Origin of the sequence: Vibrio sp. MED222, from assembly GCF_000153005.1 — a bacterium.
GTDB lineage: Bacteria > Pseudomonadota > Gammaproteobacteria > Enterobacterales > Vibrionaceae > Vibrio > Vibrio tasmaniensis_A.
This window is the reverse complement of sequence record NZ_CH902606.1, coordinates 43,672-63,857: the sequence shown is the minus strand read 5'-3', so window position 1 is coordinate 63,857 and position 20,186 is coordinate 43,672. Positions and strand designations below refer to the sequence as shown.

Below are 20,186 nucleotides of genomic sequence, written 5' to 3'. Positions count from 1 at the left end.
ACTTCCCTATTCATCGTCCAGTGGAATCAACTTGGTATTGCCACCGTGTGCCTTCTCACGCTTACGTTGCACGAATGCATAGAAGCCAGGGATTAGGAACGTACCCGCTAACAACACACATAGCAGGCCACCAATCAGAGAAATACCCAATGAGTTTTGACTCACGTGACCAGCACCCGCAGCGAAGATAAGCGGGAATATACCTAAAATGAATGACCAAGACGTCATGTTCACAGCACGAAAACGCAGCGTACCGCCCTTCACCGCCGCATCTTCAATCGGTGCGTCTTTCTCTTCACGCTCAACCTTTGCGAATTCCACAATCAAGATTGCGTTCTTCGCGGCCAAAGCTATCAAGAGGACCAAACCAATTTGTGCATAGAGATTCAGCGGTGTGCCTGTCAGGTTCAGCGCCAAGAAAGAACCTAAGGTTGCAACCGGTACCACTAAGATAATCGCTATAGGGATTGTCCAACTCTCGTACTGCGCCACCATGAACAGATAGATGAAGATCAGAGCCAGTGCAAAAGCAAAGATCGCTTGGTTGCCTGCCAATACTTCTTGATAAGCCATGCCTGTCCATTCGTACTGGTAGCCTTGAGGCAGCACGTCAGCTGCGACACGTTCCATTGCAGCAATCGCATCACCGCTTGAGTAACCCGGTGCTGGTTGGCCTTGAATCACCGCACTGCGGTACATGTTGTAACGCCATGCTACGTCTGGTTCAAAGATCTGATCGTAAGTCACCAATGTGCTTAACGGGATCATCTCGCCATTAGACGAACGCACGTGGAATCGTTGTAGGTCATCCATGCTGCTACGGTGTTCACTGTCTGCTTGCATGGTGACACGGAAATTCTTACCAAACATGGTGAAGTCATTCACGTACATTGACCCAAGATTGCCTTGTAGCGTTTGGAATATTTCCGATAGGGGAATACCTAGCTGTTGCGCTTTCTCACGATCAATATCGACATAGTAGTGAGGTACATTGGCGCGGAAGGTACTGAAGGTATGTGAAATCTCAGGCTGTTTATTTGCCTCAGCAATCACGTCATTCATTACCATCGCCAGATCAGTGCGGCTACGACCTAATGTATCTTCGAGAACAAACTCAAAACCAGACGCAGCACCCATGCCCGGAACCGCAGGAGGTCCCATTGCAAATACAATCGCTTGAGGCAGTTCTGTTGCTGCTCGGCCATTAATACGTTGTGAGATAGCTTGCGCTGAATGTTGACCGTCTAGTGCGTTACGCATTTCCCAATCGTGGAGCTTGATGAACATCGACGCACCATTCGAAGCTGAAGCGCCCGTCATGAATGCATAGCCGTTAACCAGTGTCACACCATCAACGCCCGGCTCTTGCTCAACCATCTCTAGTAACTGCTCTGTCACATCTTCTGTACGAGACAGCGATGCCGCGTCAGGAAGCTGCACGTTAACCAGCAAGATGCCTTTATCTTCTTGAGGTACGAAAGCCGTAGACGTGGTTTTCGCGAAGTAAGTTACCGCTGCTAGCGCCACAACGAAGAAGGTAAACAGCAGAACACCCTTTTTCACAAGGAAGCCTGCAATTTGACCGTACTTGCTGGTTACTGATTCAAGACCACGGTTAAACGCTTGGTACCAACGTGCTGTGTTACCACCGCCCTGCTTAAGAACCAATGAACACAATGCTGGCGACAGCGTTAGAGCGTTAATAGAAGAGATCACAACCGCGATACAGATAGTCAGAGCAAACTGGCGATACATGATGCCGGTAATACCTGGCAACATCGCTACAGGGATAAACACGGCAAGCAGTACCAATGTAGATGTCACAATTGGACCGGTCACTTCTTTCATCGCGATCAGTGTTGCTTTTCGCGGTGAAATGGTAGGATCTTTGGCCATCGTAGTATCTACGTTCTCGATAACCAAGATCGCATCATCTACTACGATACCAATCGCCAAAATCAAACCAAACAGGGTTACTGTGTTGATGGTAAAGCCGGTCATCTGCATGACCGCAAAAGTACCAATCAAAGATACCGGAATCGCAACCACAGGAATCAAGGTTGCACGGGCACTGCCCAAGAACAAGTACGTTACTGCGATAACCAGCAAAATTGCTTCGATGAGTGTTTTAACTACACCTTTAATCGACTCAGCAACGAATAGTGTGGTGTCGTAACTCGCCTCGTAAGCAACGCCTTCAGGGAAATTTTTGCTTAGGTTGTCTAGCATCGCCATGACTGCTTTACCACTTTCCAGCGCATTAGCGTCTGACTGAAGTGACAGCGTTACGATTGAAGCGTCTTGACCACGGTATTTACCGTTACCATCGTAGAACTTTTTACCTAGCTCAACACGTGCAACGTCTTTTAAATAAACCGTTGAACCGTCTTGATTTGCACGAAGCACTACATTTTCAAACTCATCAGCCGTTTCTAATCGGCCTTTTGTCACCAAGTTGAATTGCACTTCTTGCGCGTTGTTATAAGGCGCTGCTCCAATACGGCCTGCAGCGACTTGAACGTTCTGCTCCGCCAAAGCGCGATTCACGTCAGAGGTAGTTATATTGAGGTTAGCCATTTTTTCAGGATCTAACCAAACACGCATCGCGTATTCACCACCACCCAACACGTTAACTTCACTGATGCCCTTTACACGAGCCAATTGGTCTTTAATGTTCAAGTTCACGTAGTTGATAAGGAATTGGTCGTTGTACTCTCCGTTCGGCGAGTAGAAGTTCAATACCATCAATAGGTCAGGTGAACGCTTCTTGACCGTTACACCCACCATTCTTACTTCTTGTGGAAGTTTCGATTCGATCTGAGCAACGCGGTTCTGAACGTTGACCTGAGCCATATCAGCATCAGTCCCGACATCAAAGGTCACGTTAAGGTTGTATGAACCATCATTAGCACTTTTAGAAGACATGTAGATCATATCTTCTACGCCATTCACCGATGTCTCTATGGGGTCGGCTATCGCCTGTTCCACCACTTCAGCACTGGCACCCGTGTAGAATGCCGACACACTGACCGATGGTGGGCTAATTTTTGGATATTCGGCCACTGGTAAGATAGCGAGAGAGATCGCACCCGCCAGCGTTAATATTATGGATATGACAAGGGCAAACTTAGGCCTTTGAATAAAGAAACGACTTAACATAAATAGCCCCCTTACTCAGCTTGTTCAGCAGAAGCTTGAATACGAACAGACATACCATTACGTACACGCTGTAGGCCTTGAGTGATCACTGCGTCGTTCTTCTCTAGACCAGAATGAACGATCACACCACCTTCAACTTGTCGCCCCATCTCAATGTTTCTGCGCTCAGCAACTGGTGCGGCTTCACCTTCAACCAATACCATCACAAAGTCACCTTCTAGGTCGGTTTGAACCGCACGACGCGGAATAGTCACAACATCAATAGATTGCTTTTCACGTAGATCAACGCGAACGTGTTGGCCTGGAAGTAATTGCTGGTTCGGGTTATCAGCAATTGCGCGCATCGCGATCGTACCAGTATTGAGGTTGATACGGTTACCCAAGAAATCAAGCTGACCTAGATGTTCGAACGCTTCACCATTCTCAAGCATGATCTGAACTTCAACACCTGCAGAATCGCTGCTGCCGTCGCCTTCGATGCGATCCATACCCAGCTCAATACGCTCACGCTCACTGATGCTGAACGATGCATGGATTGGATCTAGGCTAACCAACGTAGTCAGTACACCTGAAGACGGTGAAACCAGATCACCCGTGCTCACTTTGGTGTCACTAATTCGTCCAGAGAAAGGCGCAATAATTTTGGTATGAGAAAGCTGAACATTGGCTGCATTGAGCTGTGCTTGACTTGCTTCAAGCTGTGCCTGAGAACCCAATAAGTTTGCTGTCAATGCATCAAATTCCGATTGAGAAATACTCCCCTTAGGGAGAAGGTTCTTACCTCGGTTAAAATCAAGCTCGGCTTTTTTAAGGTTCGCGTTCGCTTGAGCAACAGACGCTTTTGCGCTTGCTACTTCAGCTTCAAATGAAGAGGGTTCAATGGAGTACAGTAATTGCCCCTTTTCAACCATTTGACCTTCATTGAAATGACGGCTTTGTAGATAGCCAGAAACCTGCGCTGTGATAGCCGTGTCTTCAACGGCTTCAATACGACCGATGTACGACTTACTTTGCTGGTGAGAAACAACGCTAACATCCTGTACAGCTACGAGAGGTAGAGGCGCTTGCTTGGCATTTTGAGCATCTTGCCCACATCCAGCAAGAATAAGAGAGCTTGCAAGAGCCGTAAGGATCAACTTTTTACGCATGGTTATACCGTCACTTGTTAGTATTTGAACAGTATAAAATTTACGTAACACACCCGTTACTATTGTCCGAGGAATATCAATTATAACGAACCAAAGTGTATCAATATGTTAATTGAAACTAAGTGCTTATAAAGTAATTACAAACGCGTTACAATTTCTAAGTAAATCAACCTCTCAGCTTTTGTTCTCTATGGATATTGTCTAACATCATGTATTGTCAGACAGATAAGCATTCACATTTAATTGTTAAGGAATTCTCATGATTTCAAAATGGGCTAAACGTTTCTATCAAATGGCGGAATTGGTCGGTTCTTGGAGTAAAGATCCTTCAACTCAAGTCGGCGCCGTCATCACTAAGCACAACCGTATTGTTTCAGTTGGCTTTAATGGCTACCCACATGGCGTGTCTGATAGTGCGGATACTGACGATCGCGAGATGAAATACCTCAAGACACTTCACGCTGAAGAAAATGCAATCTTGTTTGCTAAACGTGATTTAGACAGTTGTGAAGTTTGGGTCACTCACTTCCCTTGTCCGAACTGTGCAGCAAAAATCATCCAAACTGGAATTTCAGCGGTACATTGCCCAGAGCAAAGTGAAGATTTCCTTTCTCGTTGGGGAGATAAGATCAAGATAAGCCAAGATATGTTTGAGCAAGCTGGTGTAGAAGTAGACTGGTTGCCACTCGCTGACCTGGATTAATCTCTAACGCTAGGTCTCAGGTCTAAGTCTAGATCTCAAATACAAAAAAGCCGAGAGTCGATATTATCGCTCTCGGCTTTCTTTTTATTCGGACTTGTTAGCTTCCAGCATCGTATTAGTCACTTGAGGGAAATGCCAACGCGTAAGCTTCCATGAAATCTTTACGGATATCCTGTTCAAGGTGAATCGCTTTCTCTGTCGGGCAGAAGATCATAAAATGGACTTCTTGCTCACCCGTTGAGCTGCTCGTGATATGAATGTGCGGTTCAGAGCCAGGAAGGTCAACCCCAGCGTGCTTCTCAATCACACCATTGTAACGACGGGCAACATCGATAAACTCTTCACAATGCTCTTCAATTTTCACAATAAGACCCGGCACCATAGGGTATAGGTTTACAAAGTCTTTCACCGTCACAAAAAAGTTATGATAAACGTAGCGCTTCATGAAGTTGAGGTTCTTTACCGGATAAGTGAAGAACATACTATTAGGCAGCGTGGCAGTCTTGCCAGTGAAGTGATATTGCCCATGATACAAATCGATTTCTTGAATCACAGTCGCCATCAAGTTGTGCTCAATCACCTCACCGCTGATTTTGCCCACTTCAATCCAATCACCAATTCGAAATGAGCGAGAACTCGCACGCTGAATAGAGCCAGTAAAACAGAGAATGATCTCTTTTGAAGCCACGACTATCGCAACCGCAATAGCTGTAACAGACAGCGCAAATTCGCTGATTTCGGATTTCCACAGCACGAATAACGTCACAACAATAATCGCGAATGTGCCGTTTTTGGTACGTGACATCCAGTTACGTTGGTCTTCACTAAGAAAAGCGACATCACCACGGATTCGAGACAAAGTGATTCGTCGGATTATTAATATAATGCAGATGATCAGCACACTAAAAATAAACTTATTAGCGAGTAAGAAATCTATTACTTGCCACATCTTTTCCATTATTTATTCCTTTGTATTACAACAATTAAGCTTTATAACGACGAGCATTAAAACGATGAGCTTTACAGCGACTGACTCAATCCAATAAACGCATTATAAAAAAGCGCTCAAAAATAGAGCGCTCCTTTTCATGCTTTTATCAGCTATTAGGGCGTGTTGACCTTTCGCGGTTAAATTTTGTTCGAAAGATCAACACGCCCTAGTAAGGCTATCATTTTATCTTGGCAGAAGTAATAAATTGGCCAAAAGTTTCACACCAAATCACAACGGTATTAAATCGATTAAGATCAGTACCTTCTGGGAGGTTAACCATAAATCGGTCGAATGTTTTCACATCTCCGACTCTCAGTAACTCACTCTTGCTGTCATTGAATGCCTGTTCGGTTTCAATAAACTTAGGTGATAGGTAAACCTTATAATCCGGCCCCGGCGCCAATTCACCTTCAAAAGCTATCGCACTTTCAGAGACAGAGACGATGCCCTCTCCCCAATGCAAAAAGTCACTGTCTTGTCGGTCTTTGGTGAACTCACCTGTATAGATCGCCTGCTGACTGATCGCTTCAACAGAACTTGAGGAAGGAGAATCAGGCTCAATCAAGATAGGTAGTGCATAGACACCAAGCCCAAAACCAAAAGCACCCACGGCTAAGTGGGTGCAAAGTAAAACTAAATTTTTCATCGCGTACTCCCTTATGCTTAAAGAGAGTATTAATGAATACTCTCAAAAATACAAAGAGATATCGCGTTTTAGGCGGCTATTTTTGATAGTGAATAGCGGTACGTTGAGAGAGTTTCACGATCACTTCTACCGCTTGTTCCATGCCTTGAATGGTAATGAACTCGTGAATACCGTGGAAGTTGTAGCCACCAGTAAAGATATTCGGACACGGTAGCCCCATGAAAGATAAGCGAGCACCGTCTGTACCACCTCGGATAGGCTTGATCATTGGCTCAACATCGCACTCAATCATCGCTTGCTTCGCTAATTCAATAATATGTTGATGCGGTTCAACCATCTCTTTCATATTGAAGTAGCTATCGGTTAGCACCAGCTCAACACGGCCTTTCTCAAGACGCTCATTCAGCTCATCCACTTTCTGTTGCATGAATGCCTTACGCGCTTCTACACCCTCACGTTCAAAATCACGGATGATGTATCCCAGTTCAGAGCGAGCCACACCCATTTCAGCCGACTTCAGGTGGTAAAAACCTTCATAACCTTCTGTGCACTCTGGTGTTTCTTGCGCAGGCATCATCAGTTGGAATTGCGCTGCAATGTTCATTGAGTTCACCATTTTACCTTTGGCGGTACCTGGATGAACGTTCACGCCATGACAGATAACATCAGCGCTCGTGGCATTAAAGTTCTCAAATTCCAACTCCCCTACTGGCCCACCATCGATGGTGTACGCCCACTCGGCGCCAAATTTTTCAACGTCAAACAGGTTCGCACCGCGGCCAATCTCTTCATCCGGTGTGAAACCAATGCAGATGTCGCCGTGTTTGATGTCTGGATTCGCTTTCAGGTAAGCAATCGCACTGATGATTTCAGCGATGCCCGCTTTGTTATCGGCACCAAGCAGAGTCGTGCCATCCGTCGTGATTAGGTCATGACCATGCAGGGCATCAAGGTCTGGGTATTGGCTTGGGTTCAAACTCTCGCCACTTTCACCTAATTCAATCGTTCCACCTTGGTAATCTTTAATCACTTGTGGTTTCACATTTGCTCCTGAAGCATCAGGAGCGGTATCCATATGCGCCACAAAGCCAATCGCAGGCACTGGATAATCGACATTCGACGGCAGTTTCGCCATCAAATAGCCATTTTCGTCTAAAGACACATCAACTAACTCTAATGCAACCAATTCTAACTTTAAGGCTTCAGCAAAAGTAATTTGACCCGGTGAACTTGGGCATTGCTGATTAGAAGGATCGGATTTAGTATCAAAAGTAACGTAATTCAGGAAACGTTCTACAAGCTTTTCCATAATTCATCTCACCATGGATTAAGTAATTGATTTACTGACCTAATTATTAAGATAGATAAGCGATGTATTTTTAGACAAATACGTACGCAGAGTCAGTCGCGAGGCTTTTCATCTTACGCCCCTGACCATGTATGTAATTGCTCTAAATCATTGTTGTGCGAAATTAGATGCGCTTCCTATACTTGAAAACAGAGGGTTTCGTCAGTTCAACATTGCATACGGATGATAAGCGATCGCTTTGTACGCATTCTACGCCCTCCGCTCTCAGCCTAAAAAAAGTACAAAGTGGATGATGATCACAATTTATCCTTGATGCAGAATCTGTCATACGTTACACGGAGACACAGTTATGACGATTAATAAATATTTCATTTTCTCTCCTCAAGCCTCTGAGGAAACGCTTCAACCAGTATTAACTGAGAAAGAAGTTCAAAGGCAGGAAGCTCTAAGACAGGCGCAATCTCAAGGTGGTTTTGACACCAACGCGACCTCGTAACTTAATCAATACTCAGAACTTGTTTATAGAACCCCTAAAAAAAGAGCTCTACTTCTCGTTGATGTAGAGCTCTTTTGTCTCTGAACCTTTCTCCTATCCCAATGCAGCTTCATTCAGGCGCCTGATCTATTAACACCTTGTTATCTATCGCGTCTTTTGTATGTTGCTTCTCAATCATCAAGCAGACTCATTTGTTGCAATGAGAAATGACTCATTAAACTTGCCCAAGCCATACCCTGTGTTGCCATTTTGTGCTAATAATTTATATTCGTTTTCATTCCTCACTCGCCCTTTTTCAATATCCACACTGCGAGCACTAACGAGCCTCACTACAGGAACCCCGAATTTAATGGAATACTCAAAACTAGGAAGTAGTCAAATTCCCGTTTCCCGAATCTGCCTTGGCAGCATGACTTGGGGGCTGCAAAATACGCAACAACAAGCTGACCAACAAATCGAATACTCGCTAAGCCAAGGTATTAACTTTATCGATACCGCAGAGATGTACGCAGTACCACCGTCTCCAGACACCTACGGTAAAACGGAAGCAATCATAGGTAACTGGTTAGCTCGCAATCCGCAGCGCCGCCAAGAAGTCATCATCGCCAGCAAAATTGCAGGTCCGGGATTGCCTTGGGTTCGAGATGGCGGGCCAATCACGGGGGAAGCTGTAATTGCAGCGGTTGACGCTTCACTAGCGCGTTTACAAACGGACTATATCGACCTTTACCAACTGCATTGGCCAAACCGAACGACGCCTCACTTTGGCAAGCATTTCCCGAATCATATTCGATTCAGTGATATCGACCGAAAGCAGCATGAAGCGGAGATGCTAGAGATCCTCCAAGCACTAGCGAGCTGCATTAAAGCCGGAAAAATCCGTCATGTTGGTTTGTCTGATGACACCACTTGGGGCATTAACACTTACCTTAAACTCAGTGAGAAGCATGATTTACCGCGAATGGTCTCTATTCAGAATGAATTTAGCCTGCTGCACGCGAAAGACTGGCCTTATTTGATTGAAAACTGTGTGCACGAAGACGTCGCCTACCTACCATGGTCACCGTTAGCAGCGGGCATGCTGAGTGGCAAATACATTGATGGTGCGAGACCAGAAGGAAGCCGTTGGACTTACATGCAGCGTAAAGGCATTTTCCGCGACACTGAGTCTGCCAATGAAGCCGTAAAAGGATATGTCGAAGTTGCGAACGCTCACGGATTTACACCGAGCCAACTAGCTTTAGCGTGGTGTAATCAAGTTGATGGTGTCACCTCCACTATTATTGGCGCAACCACAATGGAACAACTGAAAGAGAACGTAGCAGCGTTCAGCAAACCGTTGTCAGAAGAGATCCTTACCGATATCAACACAGTGTTTAAGCGCTACCCTGCCCCATATTAATCATACAGGTCAGCTAATCTTGGGTTCAGCTTAATGTTAGATGATAAAATCAGATAAGAGCGCGCTATTTAGTGCGCTTTTCTTTTTTAAGTGGGTTGCTTTTGCTTTTTAGTGGATCGCATTGAGTTATCACGCTTTTGGTTATCCAACCTTTGCTCTATAATGCGCGGGCTTATATCTAGGATAAAAACATGATTTCAAAAAACCAATTAAAACTCCTTCGTGCTTTGGGCCAAAAGAAACAACGTAAAGCCCACGGCCTGTTTCTAGTTCAAGGTGAAAAAAACGTACTTGAGCTGTTCAATAGTGACTTAGTCGTAAAGAACGTCTTTGCTACGGCTGATTTCTTATCTGAAAATCACGCGTCACTGTTTGAGTTTGATTGTGTTGAAGCCTCGCTTGATGACCTAACCAAAGCGAGTACTTTGGTGAGTAACAATGCGGCGATTGCTGTTGTTGAGATCCCAACGTTTGAATTACCAAAAGCTACTGGGTTAATGATTGCACTGGATGGTGTATCTGATCCGGGCAACCTAGGTACGATTATTCGCGTAGCAGACTGGTATGGCATTAAGCATATCGTTGCGAGCAGCGATTGTGCAGACCCATACAACCCGAAAACGATCAGCGCGACCATGGGCAGCTTTGGCCGAGTACACGTAAGCCAAACAGACTTACCTGAATACTTAGAGCAAGCGAACCTGCCTGTTTACGGAGCGTTCTTAGAAGGTGAAAGTGTTCATAAGACGGAATTTACTGCCAACGGTATTTTACTGATGGGCAGTGAGTCTCACGGTATTCGTGAACACGCCGCTAAATTCGTGACAGACAAGATTACGATTCCAGCATTCGGTGGCGCAGAGTCTCTGAATGTAGCAATGGCGACAGGTATTATTCTCGACAACATGCGTCGTCAGCATAGCTAAATTTCATAAGCTAACGAGCCAGTCGACACTGCTCAGATATTAAAAAAGGCGTATTGATTAAATTAGTACGCCTTTTTATTTGAGTTCTTTTCAACAATTACTTTTCTAGCATTGCCAACTTATCAGCGACACCATTCCACTTTTCAGCTTCATCCATCGGTGCTTTGACTTCAGTTTGTACCGGCCAGATTTCGGCAAGCTCGGCATTCACTTCAATAAAGATCTTTTGATCTTCTGGCAGATCATCTTCTTGGAAGATCGCTTGAGCATCGCATTCAGGTACACATAAACCACAATCAATGCATTCGATTGGGTTGATTACCATGAAATTCGGGCCTTCATGGAACGCATCTGCGGGGCATACCGCCACACAGTCCGTGTATTTACATTGAATACAGTTATCGCCTACGACAAATGCCATGATGCTCTGCTCTATAAGTTAGTCAAAATTGAAGAATGGAGGATAATACTCATCCCAAGGCAAAATTCAACATCATACGGCTCTAATATCGTGTCTATTTGCTCCATGTTTCCAAATTAGTATGACAGATAAATCAATTTCTCGTAAAATGCGCGCCATTGTGAGCTTATCGCTTCTTTCAACATCAGCGTTTTCATCAAACTCTGCGTTTAGAAGCGGTCTAGCTAAGACACCTATAAAGACGAGACATCGAAATGATACGTTTAACCGAAATTAAACTCCCTCTAGACCACGAAGAATCAGCCATTCAAGCTGCTATTGAAGCGAAGCTTGGCATTAATTCTGATCAGGTACTTTCTTTTAATATCTTTAAACGTGGCTACGATGCTCGTAAGAAATCAAAAATCTTACTTATCTACACGCTTGATGTTCTCGTTGAAAACGAAGCTGAGTTGTTAGAGCAATTCATTAGCGACCCGCACGTAAAAGTGACTCCTGACATGGAGTACAAATTCGTGGCTAAAGCGGTTGAGAACCAAACTGAGCGCCCTGTCGTTATCGGTTTTGGCCCTTGTGGTTTGTTCGCAGGCCTAGTGCTTGCTCAAATGGGCTTCAATCCAATCATCGTTGAGCGTGGTAAAGAAGTTCGTGAACGTACGAAAGATACCTTTGGTTTCTGGCGTAAGCGCACTCTGAACACTGAATCAAACGTACAGTTTGGTGAAGGTGGCGCAGGTACATTCTCTGACGGTAAGCTATACAGCCAAGTTAAAGATCCAAAGCACTACGGCCGTAAGGTAATCGAAGAATTCGTAGCTGCAGGTGCACCTGAAGAAATCCTATACGTAAGTAAGCCGCACATCGGTACCTTTAAACTGGTTACCATGATCGAGAAGATGCGTGCTTCTATCATTGAGCTAGGTGGCGAAATCCGATTCAGCACTCGCGTTGATGACGTTCACATGGAAGACGGTCAAATCACTGGCTTGACGCTTTCTAACGGTGAAGAGATCAAATCTCGCCACGTTGTACTGGCTGTTGGCCATAGTGCTCGTGATACGTTTGAAATGCTGCACGAACGTGGCGTTTACATGGAAGCTAAGCCTTTTTCTGTTGGTTTCCGTATCGAACACAAGCAATCGATGATCGATGAAGCTCGTTTCGGTAAGAACGCAGGCAACCCAATCCTAGGTGCAGCGGACTACAAACTGGTTCACCACTGTAAGAATGGCCGCACTGTATACAGCTTCTGTATGTGCCCAGGCGGTACTGTAGTAGCTGCAACGTCTGAAGAAGGCCGCGTAGTAACGAACGGCATGAGCCAATATTCTCGTGCAGAACGTAACGCAAACAGCGCAATCGTTGTAGGTATCGACCCAGAGCGTGATTACCCAGGTGACGCACTAGCAGGTATCCGTTTACAGCGTGAGTTAGAAAGTGCGGCTTATGTTCTTGGTGGCGAGAACTACGACGCCCCTGCACAGAAAATCGGTGACTTCCTAAAAGGTCGCGATCCAAGTGAAATCGGTGAAGTAAAACCATCATTCACACCGGGTATCCACCTGACTGATATTTCAAAAGCGCTGCCTGATTTTGCTATCGAAGCGATTCGTGAAGCAATCCCAGCGTTCGAGAAGAAGATCAAAGGTTTCTCTACGCCAGATGGCCTACTAACCGGTGTTGAGACTCGTACGTCTTCTCCTGTATGCATCAAACGTGGCAAAGACTACCAAAGCATCAACCTTAAAGGCTTCTTCCCTGCAGGTGAAGGCGCAGGCTACGCGGGTGGTATCCTATCTGCTGGTATCGATGGTATTAAAGCGGCGGAAGCGCTGGCACTGTCTATGGTCGAACAGAACCAAGCTGAGAAGATTGAGATCGCTTAGACTCTTTCGATAAACCAAAGCTAAATAACGGTCAGCCAAAACTAAAAATCCAGTGCCTTGTAGACACTGGATTTTTTATTGCATACGGATTATCTAGATTTACTCGGTATCGACGGGCTTTACTTACAAGTGTTTTTTGACCAGTTCACACCATCATTTGAACACTCAAACAGACTTGTCCCATTCTGGTAATAATAACCTCTAGTCCAGTTACCTTGAGAATCTTTAGACGTTATCGTCTGAGTATAATCAAAAGGTGTATTTTCAATGTGCGCATATTTATGACGAGTCCAACTATCTGAACCGTGTGCAGTGTTCTCATTGAAATCAACTGATAGATAGTTTAATACATCAAAGTCGCTTCGTGAGATATTAGATAAAGTATCACCTAAATTGACCCACTCAGGGTAAGGAGCATTTGAACCATAATGGTACTTCACCTGAGTTTGAGTAAACTGGTCTTTATAATCACCAACAACATCTGACGTTAAAGTTTGGCTAAATCCATTACCCACACTTTGAGTGGAACAGCTTTCCCAATCAGGCTGTTGAGACCAACCACTATTCTTTACACCAAAGGTGGTTAGTGAATTGGGTTGCACCTGTTGTTTAATTGTTTCCTGAACTGAACACGAGTGCTGCGTTCCATCACTGCTCAATGAAAACCAAGCTTCCTTGTCATATTCCAAACCATTTTTCTTCTGGCTATTACGCTCAATGTGCTTATTTAATTCTAGTTCTGTTTGAAGATCAGCTGACACTTCATGTTCAATAACAATCAGCTTGTCAGCGGTCATCACTGTTTTAACTTTATACCACTTATTAATTTCGTTCTTTTTAGAATAGTCCCAATGCTCCCAATAATAATCAACATAGGCTTGCTGAGCTTTGGGGTTTTCTTTTTGAATATCTTTAGTCTCTTGATACGACTTTTTAATGGCTGGCATCATTTTCTGCGCTAATTCATAAAGCTCAGTGTTTTGGGCTTTAACGAAGTCGCCATACAAGTCTTTCACTGCAATGTTATATCGATTCGCAATTCGGAAATCATGTTCCTTCACATTTTGGATAATGCTATTTTGAGTGTTTACAGCTTGCTTCAAAGCGGAACAACTGTTTAAACCACCTTTATATAGGTCGGCTTGGATCTGATTCCATAAAACGGTAGTAAGTGGCGTAGTAGATTTAATTTCTTGGTCAGAACTCACTGTCATTACTGGTGGGAAGACCAATTGATAAGGTTCAGTAATCGGCGAATTAGGGCTATCCGCATCAATAGCACCAACCGGAACATTCACTACAATTGGGGCATAGTCCATACAGTCAGAGTTAGAACCAGTTAAAGACAATTGATAACTGCCTTCATCGTCCGTGATACTACTTGGCTCTCCCTCATCCAATACACCATTATAATTGATGTCTAGAAACGCGGTCGCACCGGAAATATACCCGTCAATGGCAACACCTTGTAAGGTTTTTGTTTGAGGAGCGGGAGCACTTGTACTGCTACCACCGCCTCCTCCCCCGCCACAAGCAGCAAGACCACCAGCTATAAGTGCGATAGAAATAAGCTTAAGTTTCATTCGATGAGATCCTAATAAAATACATTAATAAGTAGGGTTGCCATTGGGGGGATGACCGAGAATGACTGTGATAGTCATGACCAGTCATAATAGCGATTGGTATTCAAAAGAAACATGAAAGGGTGCTAGCCGATTCGTGCATGTTTTCATTTTGAACAGAAACTAAAAAATGGGTAAATGGGGTAAAAATGGACTAACTACTTCTCGCTCGAAGTTATCCAAAGCTTATAAAAATCACTATAACCGGTTTGGTTAACCTCTACGCCATGAACCTCAACACTATTAAAAACCTTCTCTTTACCGTGAAATAACGGACAAAGTAACTTCTGTTGATAAAGCGAACCTTCAATCTCTTTCAAGTCGCTCATTAGGTTCTCGCCACTCACAGCGGCTCTAACTCTCTCGCAATGCGCCTTCATCTCAGAACTGTTGAAAATGAATCTAAGCCCAGATGAAGCAAGTAGCCAATCGTAAAGGCCGTAATCGGCAGGCTGTTCGATAACTTCTTCAATGAATAACAAGTCTGCCGATTCACTCATGGAGCTAGGGTCACTGATGTTGGGAAGCTCAACAACTTCAATAGCAACACCTGTCTTTACAATAGTTTGTTGTAGCCAATCAGCCATCTCTTGAAGTAAAGGAATCGTCATTCTAGGTCGTGTTAGGACAACAGTGCCCGTCAAATTAGGAATTGGATTACTGGACGCTAGTTCGCTAAGCGAGAAAGACAAGTCATCGGCCACCATATCAGCATCGAACTCTTTACTACTGGACTTAATAAACGATACCAGCCTGTCGAGTTCTTCAGGGGTTATACCTGATTTTTCTCTACGATTAACCGCAAGATACGAAAGTGCATTGATGGTGGTTTCTTCAGCGACGCCAGATTGATTAAAACTCAGAGTGTGGTCATTTAAACCTTCTATGTCGGTAAGCGTTATTTGTTCTAACAAGGCATTTTGAGCAAAGTAACCTCGGTGACGTTTAAGAACCAAGCGCTCTTCGCTCCAATCATCCAATGAGAAAGGTCCTGTTCCGATATAGGCACTGCGGCCACTCGAAAAATAAGTACGCTTACGACGATAAATAGACGCGTGTGGACTAGTCAAAGCATGGAGAAACATTGGGTTTGCGTATGTCAGCTCAATAGTCAGTTGTTTATCACCCACCACTTGAACATCACTGACCTGATCAAATAAAGACTGTACCGGACCTTCAATATTTTTTAGCTGCAACAAACATTGAGCAACATCTTTGGCTGTTAAAGTTTCACCGTCATGGAATAACACATTCGGTCTCAACCAAAAATGCAGAAAGGGCCCTTCCATCTTCCAATGGTGCGCGAGGCTCGCTTGGGGATTTCCATCATGATCTTGGACTAGTAGCGTATTGTAGAGGCTTCTTAAGATGTGATGTTCAGCAGTTCGGTATGTTTTCGCTGGCTCAAGGTTATCGACCCACGGATATTGAGTGATCAGTAAATGGTCATGTTGTTGATTGAACAGACTATGTTTTTCAGTCGCTAGCGTCAGTGCCTTTATTGCCGCATCACCATAGCTTTCTAGAAGACGGGGAATAACATTAAAGCCCCCCTGTTCTAACTGAAGCGCTAACACTTGTTCTAATGCTTCGGGAAAGCTGACCAAAATTCTAAATTGGCTAAGCTTCCCTCTCCCTTTAGACGGAATCCAACAAATCCAGCGATATTCCGATAAGCATTTAAGAATGATCGAAGTGTTTCTGCGAGAAGTCGATAGCGAGTGTTCGAGATCATCGATCGTTAGATGATACTCTTCACCTATTTCATACTTTGCAATAAGTTGTTGAAGTCTACGTAAGTTAGCGTCGTTCATTGAATTCCAGACTAGAGCTGTATGTCAAATGTCATTAATATCAGTATGAATTTATAAATTCAACTTTACACTGAAATATCTATCACAAGTTTTGGCTTTAAATATCAATAAATTAGATAAAAAAGCCTTTAATCACTCCGTTTTACTAGGGCTCCACTTCCCTTCATGAATCGCTGAATTGACGTCTCTTCTTGGTAGCCAGCCCATGGTTTCAAGTTCGGGCTTATCTTTGAAGTGGTCAACGTAACCAATACACAGATACGCCACGATATCGATGTTTTCTGGGATATCTAATGCGTCTCGCAGTGTTGAGTCGTGAAGAATACTCACCCACCCTAAGCCTAGGTTTTCGGCTCTTGCTGCTAGCCATAGGTTTTGAACCGCACACACGGTGCTGTACAAATCCATTTCTTGTTTGATGGTTCTGCCTAGCACGACCTTTCCGGTTCGATTGCGGTCGCAGGTCACACAGATACCGATAGGTGATTCGACGATGCCTTCCAACTTTAGACGCTTATACATTGCCTGCTTTTCATCGGTGAACATTTCCGCGGATTCCGCATGAGCCTGATTAAAACCGGCTTTGATTTGTTGCTTGGTTTCGATATCACGGACAACGACAAAATCCCAAGGCTGCATAAAGCCAACACTGGGAGCATGGTGCGCTGCGGTTAGCACACGCATCAAAACGTCTTCTGGGATCTCATCAGGAAGAAACTGACCACGAACATCTCGGCGAGAAAAAATCGTTTTATATACTGCATCGCGTTCATTCGGCGTAATTTCCATACATCCCTGTCTTATCGTCGTCTTATTGAGCCAGTATTATCCAACTAAAGTGTCTATGTTGCTAGGGCGTGCTGACCTTTCGTGGTTAAATTTTGTTCGAGATAAAAGCGTTTTAATCGCGGCGAGGGAGAAGTAGCCTAGTCACTCTAAGCAAATCTCCCTCAACAAAGAGTAAAACGCTTTTAGCCGAACCCTTCGGGCAGCGTTTGCTGGTCATTTCTACTACGTTATCGGCTTCTCATGTAGGCTAGCTACACATCAAAGCCTCTGCCTTGTATAAATACCCAACAACTCGCTGCAAAAATCAGCTCGAAAGGTCAACATGCCCTAGTAGTACACAAGCAACATGGTAGAATGCCGCCATTAATCTTATCCTTGTATAAGATTGTTGAACCTTTCCATCGCTATTTAGCCAAATCATACCGAGAAACTTATGCCATTTTCCAAGCTTGGATTAAGCTCACCTATTGTTAAAGCCGTTGCAAAACAAGGCTATGAAAAGCCAACCTCTATTCAAGAAAAAGCAATTCCGATTGTGCTTTCTGGTAAGAACCTAATTGCTGCTGCACAAACAGGTACAGGTAAAACTGCGAGCTTTGTTCTCCCTATCTTAGAAATGCTAAGTAAAGGTGAAACACAACGTAAAAAACGCATTCGCGCTGTTATTCTGACACCAACTCGTGAGCTTGCGATTCAGGTTGAACAGAACATTACTAAGTACGCGAAGTTTCTAAACCTAACATCATTAGCTATGTACGGTGGCGTATCTTACCAACACCAGAAAGACCGCTTGATTGAAGGCGTCGATATTCTTGTGGCAACACCAGGTCGTTTGATCGATATGTACGGACAACGTGCCGTTCACTTTGATGAAGTAGAAGTTCTGGTTCTTGATGAAGCAGACCGCATGCTAGACATGGGTTTCATTGAAGACATCAACAAGATCATCGCGCGTTTGCCACAAAACATTCAAAATCTATTGTTCTCAGCAACGCTATCAACGCCAGTTCGTGCGCTAGCGAAAAGCGCAATCAGTGAAGCAGAAGAGATTTCAATTGCCAAAACTGACGCTTCTAAAGCGAACATCGAACAATGGCTAGTTACTGTAGATAAAGACCGCAAATCTGCACTGTTAAGCCACATGATCACTGACGGTGAGTGGGACCAAGCGCTTATCTTTATCGAGACCAAACACGGCGCGGCTAAGCTAGTTGCCCAACTTGAAAAGCGTGGTATCGAAGCGGAAGCTTTCCACAGTGGACGTAGCCAAGCGATTCGTGAAAAGATTCTGGCTGATTTCAAAAAAGGCCGTCTAAAATATCTAGTTGCGACAGGTGTTGCTGCTCGTGGTATCGATATTGATAATCTAAGCCGCGTAGTCAACTACGACATCCCATTCCCAGCGGATGACTATGTTCACCGTATTGGTCGTACAGGCCGTGCTGATGCGTCTGGTGAAGCGATCTCTTTCCTATCGAAAGATAACTTCAAGAACCTGTGCATTATCGAAAAACGTCTTGGTCACTTGATTGAGCGTCGCGTCGTTGAAGGTTTCGAACCACGCAAAGAAGTGCCAATCTCTGTATTGAACTTCGTGCCTAAAAAGAAAAGAGACCTACAGCAACCTGAGTAATGTCAGGTTTAGACAATGCGAAAGTCGCGTTAGCCAAAATGAAAATAAAACGAAGCCCTATGTGGCTTCGTTTTGTTCTTTGAAATACATATAAAGTTGAGGCAATAAGATGATCACTCCTATCGCAACGAGATTAACTAGAGGCCAAGATCTAAAGCTTGAGCTACAAAAACTAGTGACCACACAGAACATCTCGGCAGGTTCTATCGCGTCGTGCGTCGGTTGTGTTTCTCAACTCAATATTCGTTTAGCTAATGCGAACAACACCAAGCTAATCAAAGCTCCATTCGAAATCGTATCTGTGATGGCAACGCTAACCCCGAACCACCAGCATATTCATATATCCGTTGCTGATGAAAATGGTGACGTGATTGGCGGTCATCTGTTGGAGGGAACGATTATCGCCACCACCGCTGAATTGATTGTGCACCGTTACGATACTTTGACCTTCAACAGAGAGCATGATGATTCAACGGGTTACACTGAGCTCACTATCAGTAACAACACGCAATAGAACAACAACACGCAATAGATTAACCCATAGCAACACCAGCGCCCCATATAAAGCGATACCACCCAATAGTAATTAGGAAACACGATGGCTCCAAACTCCGCAGACTCCGTTATCGTTCTCGATTTCGAAACCACAGGCTTATCACCAAACATGGGTGACCGAGCGATTGAAATCGGTGCGGTTAAATTAGTTAACGGCGAAGTCGTCGACACCTTTCAGCAACTCATGAACCCAGGGTTTCGTGTTAGTGGATTCATTGAAAGCTATACCGGAATCAGTAACCGTATGTTAAGCACAGCGGCCAGTTGCAGTGAAGTGATGGATGAGTTTGCAAACTTTATCCAAGGCAGCCAACTTGTTGCTCACAATGCATCGTTTGATAAGCGCTTTCTCGATGCGGAATTAGACTTTATTGGCCGAGACTACACAGGCAAGTTCGCTTGCTCAATGTTGATTGCTCGCCGCCTAATCCAAGATGCGCCGACTCATAAGCTAGGCGACCTTGTGCGCTTTAAGAATATCGACAACGACGGTACTTTCCACAGAGCGTTAGCCGATTCAGAAATGACAGCACGGTTGTGGTTATTGATGATTGATGAGCTTCAAAGTGACCACGGCATTCAACAGCCGAGTTTTCAACTGATGCAGAAAATATCTAAGACCGCTAAAGGCTCTATTCCAAAGCTGCTGATGAGCAACAAAAATTAAATATCTAAACTCTCTCCCC

The 20,186-nt window shown here is 44.4% G+C and carries 17 protein-coding genes; 8 read left to right on the top strand and 9 right to left on the bottom strand.

All coding sequences use genetic code 11. The features are described from left to right. Nucleotides 1–6: 6 nt before the first annotated feature. Nucleotides 7–3,159: an efflux RND transporter permease subunit gene (locus MED222_RS20880; RefSeq protein WP_009844789.1), complete on the bottom strand. Its 3,153-nt coding sequence runs from the start codon at nt 3,157–3,159 to the stop codon at nt 7–9. 11 nt (nt 3,160–3,170) lie between these two features. Then, complete coding sequence (locus MED222_RS20885) at nt 3,171–4,307, bottom strand: efflux RND transporter periplasmic adaptor subunit (protein ID WP_009844788.1); 1,137 nt, start codon at nt 4,305–4,307, stop codon at nt 3,171–3,173. A 259-nt stretch (nt 4,308–4,566) separates the two neighbouring features. On the opposite strand from MED222_RS20885, the gene MED222_RS20890 reads away from it, so the two are divergent. After that, entirely contained in the window at nt 4,567–5,010 is a 444-nt protein-coding gene (locus MED222_RS20890; RefSeq protein ID WP_004731749.1) for a dCMP deaminase family protein, read from the top strand. Between the two features lie 115 nt (nt 5,011–5,125). Here the strand turns inward: MED222_RS20890 and MED222_RS20895 are convergent, their stop codons facing one another. The 3 genes from MED222_RS20895 to pepT form a co-directional block, all read right to left on the bottom strand. Next, a complete protein-coding gene (locus tag MED222_RS20895; protein ID WP_009844787.1) occupies nt 5,126–5,968 on the bottom strand; it encodes a mechanosensitive ion channel family protein in 843 nt (280 codons plus the stop codon). A gap of 211 nt (nt 5,969–6,179) precedes the next feature. Next, nucleotides 6,180–6,647, bottom strand: a complete 468-nt coding sequence (locus tag MED222_RS20900; protein WP_009844786.1) for a DM13 domain-containing protein — start codon at nt 6,645–6,647, stop codon at nt 6,180–6,182. A 76-nt stretch (nt 6,648–6,723) separates the two neighbouring features. Then, nucleotides 6,724–7,956, bottom strand: a complete 1,233-nt coding sequence (pepT, locus tag MED222_RS20905; protein WP_009844785.1) for a peptidase T — start codon at nt 7,954–7,956, stop codon at nt 6,724–6,726. Between the two features lie 349 nt (nt 7,957–8,305). Between pepT and MED222_RS22385 the strand changes: the two genes are divergently transcribed. The 3 genes from MED222_RS22385 to MED222_RS20915 all read left to right on the top strand — a co-directional run bounded on the left by MED222_RS22385 (nt 8,306) and on the right by MED222_RS20915 (nt 10,780). Continuing rightward, nucleotides 8,306–8,452: a hypothetical protein gene (locus MED222_RS22385; RefSeq protein ID WP_009844784.1), complete on the top strand. Its 147-nt coding sequence runs from the start codon at nt 8,306–8,308 to the stop codon at nt 8,450–8,452. 349 nt (nt 8,453–8,801) lie between these two features. Continuing rightward, on the top strand, nt 8,802–9,854 hold the full coding sequence (locus MED222_RS20910; RefSeq protein ID WP_017099787.1) for an aldo/keto reductase: 1,053 nt from the start codon (nt 8,802–8,804) through the stop codon (nt 9,852–9,854). A 191-nt stretch (nt 9,855–10,045) separates the two neighbouring features. Continuing rightward, complete coding sequence (locus MED222_RS20915; protein WP_009844781.1) at nt 10,046–10,780, top strand: RNA methyltransferase; 735 nt, start codon at nt 10,046–10,048, stop codon at nt 10,778–10,780. Between the two features lie 97 nt (nt 10,781–10,877). Here the strand turns inward: MED222_RS20915 and fdxA are convergent, their stop codons facing one another. After that, nucleotides 10,878–11,201 (bottom strand): ferredoxin FdxA, encoded by a 324-nt coding sequence (gene fdxA / locus MED222_RS20920; protein WP_009844780.1) that lies wholly within the window; start codon nt 11,199–11,201, stop codon nt 10,878–10,880. A 254-nt stretch (nt 11,202–11,455) separates the two neighbouring features. Here fdxA and MED222_RS20925 point away from each other — a divergent pair, with 254 nt between their 5' ends. Continuing rightward, complete coding sequence (locus MED222_RS20925; protein WP_009844779.1) at nt 11,456–13,087, top strand: NAD(P)/FAD-dependent oxidoreductase; 1,632 nt, start codon at nt 11,456–11,458, stop codon at nt 13,085–13,087. A 119-nt stretch (nt 13,088–13,206) separates the two neighbouring features. Here the strand turns inward: MED222_RS20925 and MED222_RS20930 are convergent, their stop codons facing one another. The 3 genes from MED222_RS20930 to bluB form a co-directional block, all read right to left on the bottom strand. Beyond that, complete coding sequence (locus MED222_RS20930) at nt 13,207–14,670, bottom strand: hypothetical protein (RefSeq protein ID WP_009844778.1); 1,464 nt, start codon at nt 14,668–14,670, stop codon at nt 13,207–13,209. A gap of 197 nt (nt 14,671–14,867) precedes the next feature. Next, a complete protein-coding gene (locus MED222_RS20935) occupies nt 14,868–16,523 on the bottom strand; it encodes an ABC transporter substrate-binding protein (protein WP_009844777.1) in 1,656 nt (551 codons plus the stop codon). Between the two features lie 132 nt (nt 16,524–16,655). Further along, a complete protein-coding gene (bluB, locus tag MED222_RS20940) occupies nt 16,656–17,312 on the bottom strand; it encodes a 5,6-dimethylbenzimidazole synthase (RefSeq protein ID WP_009844776.1) in 657 nt (218 codons plus the stop codon). A 433-nt stretch (nt 17,313–17,745) separates the two neighbouring features. Here bluB and MED222_RS20945 point away from each other — a divergent pair, with 433 nt between their 5' ends. From MED222_RS20945 to MED222_RS20955, 3 genes are all read left to right on the top strand, one after another. Further along, nucleotides 17,746–18,945, top strand: coding sequence for a DEAD/DEAH box helicase (locus MED222_RS20945; RefSeq protein ID WP_009844775.1), 1,200 nt, complete (start codon nt 17,746–17,748; stop codon nt 18,943–18,945). 109 nt (nt 18,946–19,054) lie between these two features. Then, nucleotides 19,055–19,459 carry a PPC domain-containing DNA-binding protein gene (locus MED222_RS20950; protein WP_009844774.1) on the top strand — a complete coding sequence of 135 codons (405 nt, stop codon included), beginning with the start codon at nt 19,055–19,057 and terminating at the stop codon, nt 19,457–19,459. Nucleotides 19,460–19,543: 84 nt separating this feature from the next. Next, nucleotides 19,544–20,167 (top strand): 3'-5' exonuclease, encoded by a 624-nt coding sequence (locus MED222_RS20955; protein ID WP_009844773.1) that lies wholly within the window; start codon nt 19,544–19,546, stop codon nt 20,165–20,167. Nucleotides 20,168–20,186 lie beyond the last annotated feature (19 nt).

What these genes read in the sequence shown, in the direction of transcription:
- MED222_RS20915 (WP_009844781.1), top strand. Translation starts at nt 10,046, where the DNA reads ATGATTTCAAAAAACCAATTAAAACTCCTTCGTGCTTTGGGCCAAAAG.
- MED222_RS20950 (WP_009844774.1), top strand. Translation starts at nt 19,055, where the DNA reads ATGATCACTCCTATCGCAACGAGATTAACTAGAGGCCAAGATCTAAAG.
- MED222_RS20935 (WP_009844777.1), bottom strand. Translation starts at nt 16,523, where the DNA reads ATGAACGACGCTAACTTACGTAGACTTCAACAACTTATTGCAAAGTAT.
- MED222_RS20910 (WP_017099787.1), top strand. Translation starts at nt 8,802, where the DNA reads ATGGAATACTCAAAACTAGGAAGTAGTCAAATTCCCGTTTCCCGAATC.
- MED222_RS20930 (WP_009844778.1), bottom strand. Translation starts at nt 14,670, where the DNA reads ATGAAACTTAAGCTTATTTCTATCGCACTTATAGCTGGTGGTCTTGCT.
- MED222_RS20945 (WP_009844775.1), top strand. Translation starts at nt 17,746, where the DNA reads ATGCCATTTTCCAAGCTTGGATTAAGCTCACCTATTGTTAAAGCCGTT.
- MED222_RS20890 (WP_004731749.1), top strand. Translation starts at nt 4,567, where the DNA reads ATGATTTCAAAATGGGCTAAACGTTTCTATCAAATGGCGGAATTGGTC.
- MED222_RS20880 (WP_009844789.1), bottom strand. Translation starts at nt 3,159, where the DNA reads ATGTTAAGTCGTTTCTTTATTCAAAGGCCTAAGTTTGCCCTTGTCATA.
- MED222_RS22385 (WP_009844784.1), top strand. Translation starts at nt 8,306, where the DNA reads ATGACGATTAATAAATATTTCATTTTCTCTCCTCAAGCCTCTGAGGAA.
- pepT (WP_009844785.1), bottom strand. Translation starts at nt 7,956, where the DNA reads ATGGAAAAGCTTGTAGAACGTTTCCTGAATTACGTTACTTTTGATACT.
- fdxA (WP_009844780.1), bottom strand. Translation starts at nt 11,201, where the DNA reads ATGGCATTTGTCGTAGGCGATAACTGTATTCAATGTAAATACACGGAC.
- MED222_RS20900 (WP_009844786.1), bottom strand. Translation starts at nt 6,647, where the DNA reads ATGAAAAATTTAGTTTTACTTTGCACCCACTTAGCCGTGGGTGCTTTT.
- MED222_RS20895 (WP_009844787.1), bottom strand. Translation starts at nt 5,968, where the DNA reads ATGGAAAAGATGTGGCAAGTAATAGATTTCTTACTCGCTAATAAGTTT.
- MED222_RS20955 (WP_009844773.1), top strand. Translation starts at nt 19,544, where the DNA reads ATGGCTCCAAACTCCGCAGACTCCGTTATCGTTCTCGATTTCGAAACC.
- bluB (WP_009844776.1), bottom strand. Translation starts at nt 17,312, where the DNA reads ATGGAAATTACGCCGAATGAACGCGATGCAGTATATAAAACGATTTTT.
- MED222_RS20885 (WP_009844788.1), bottom strand. Translation starts at nt 4,307, where the DNA reads ATGCGTAAAAAGTTGATCCTTACGGCTCTTGCAAGCTCTCTTATTCTT.
- MED222_RS20925 (WP_009844779.1), top strand. Translation starts at nt 11,456, where the DNA reads ATGATACGTTTAACCGAAATTAAACTCCCTCTAGACCACGAAGAATCA.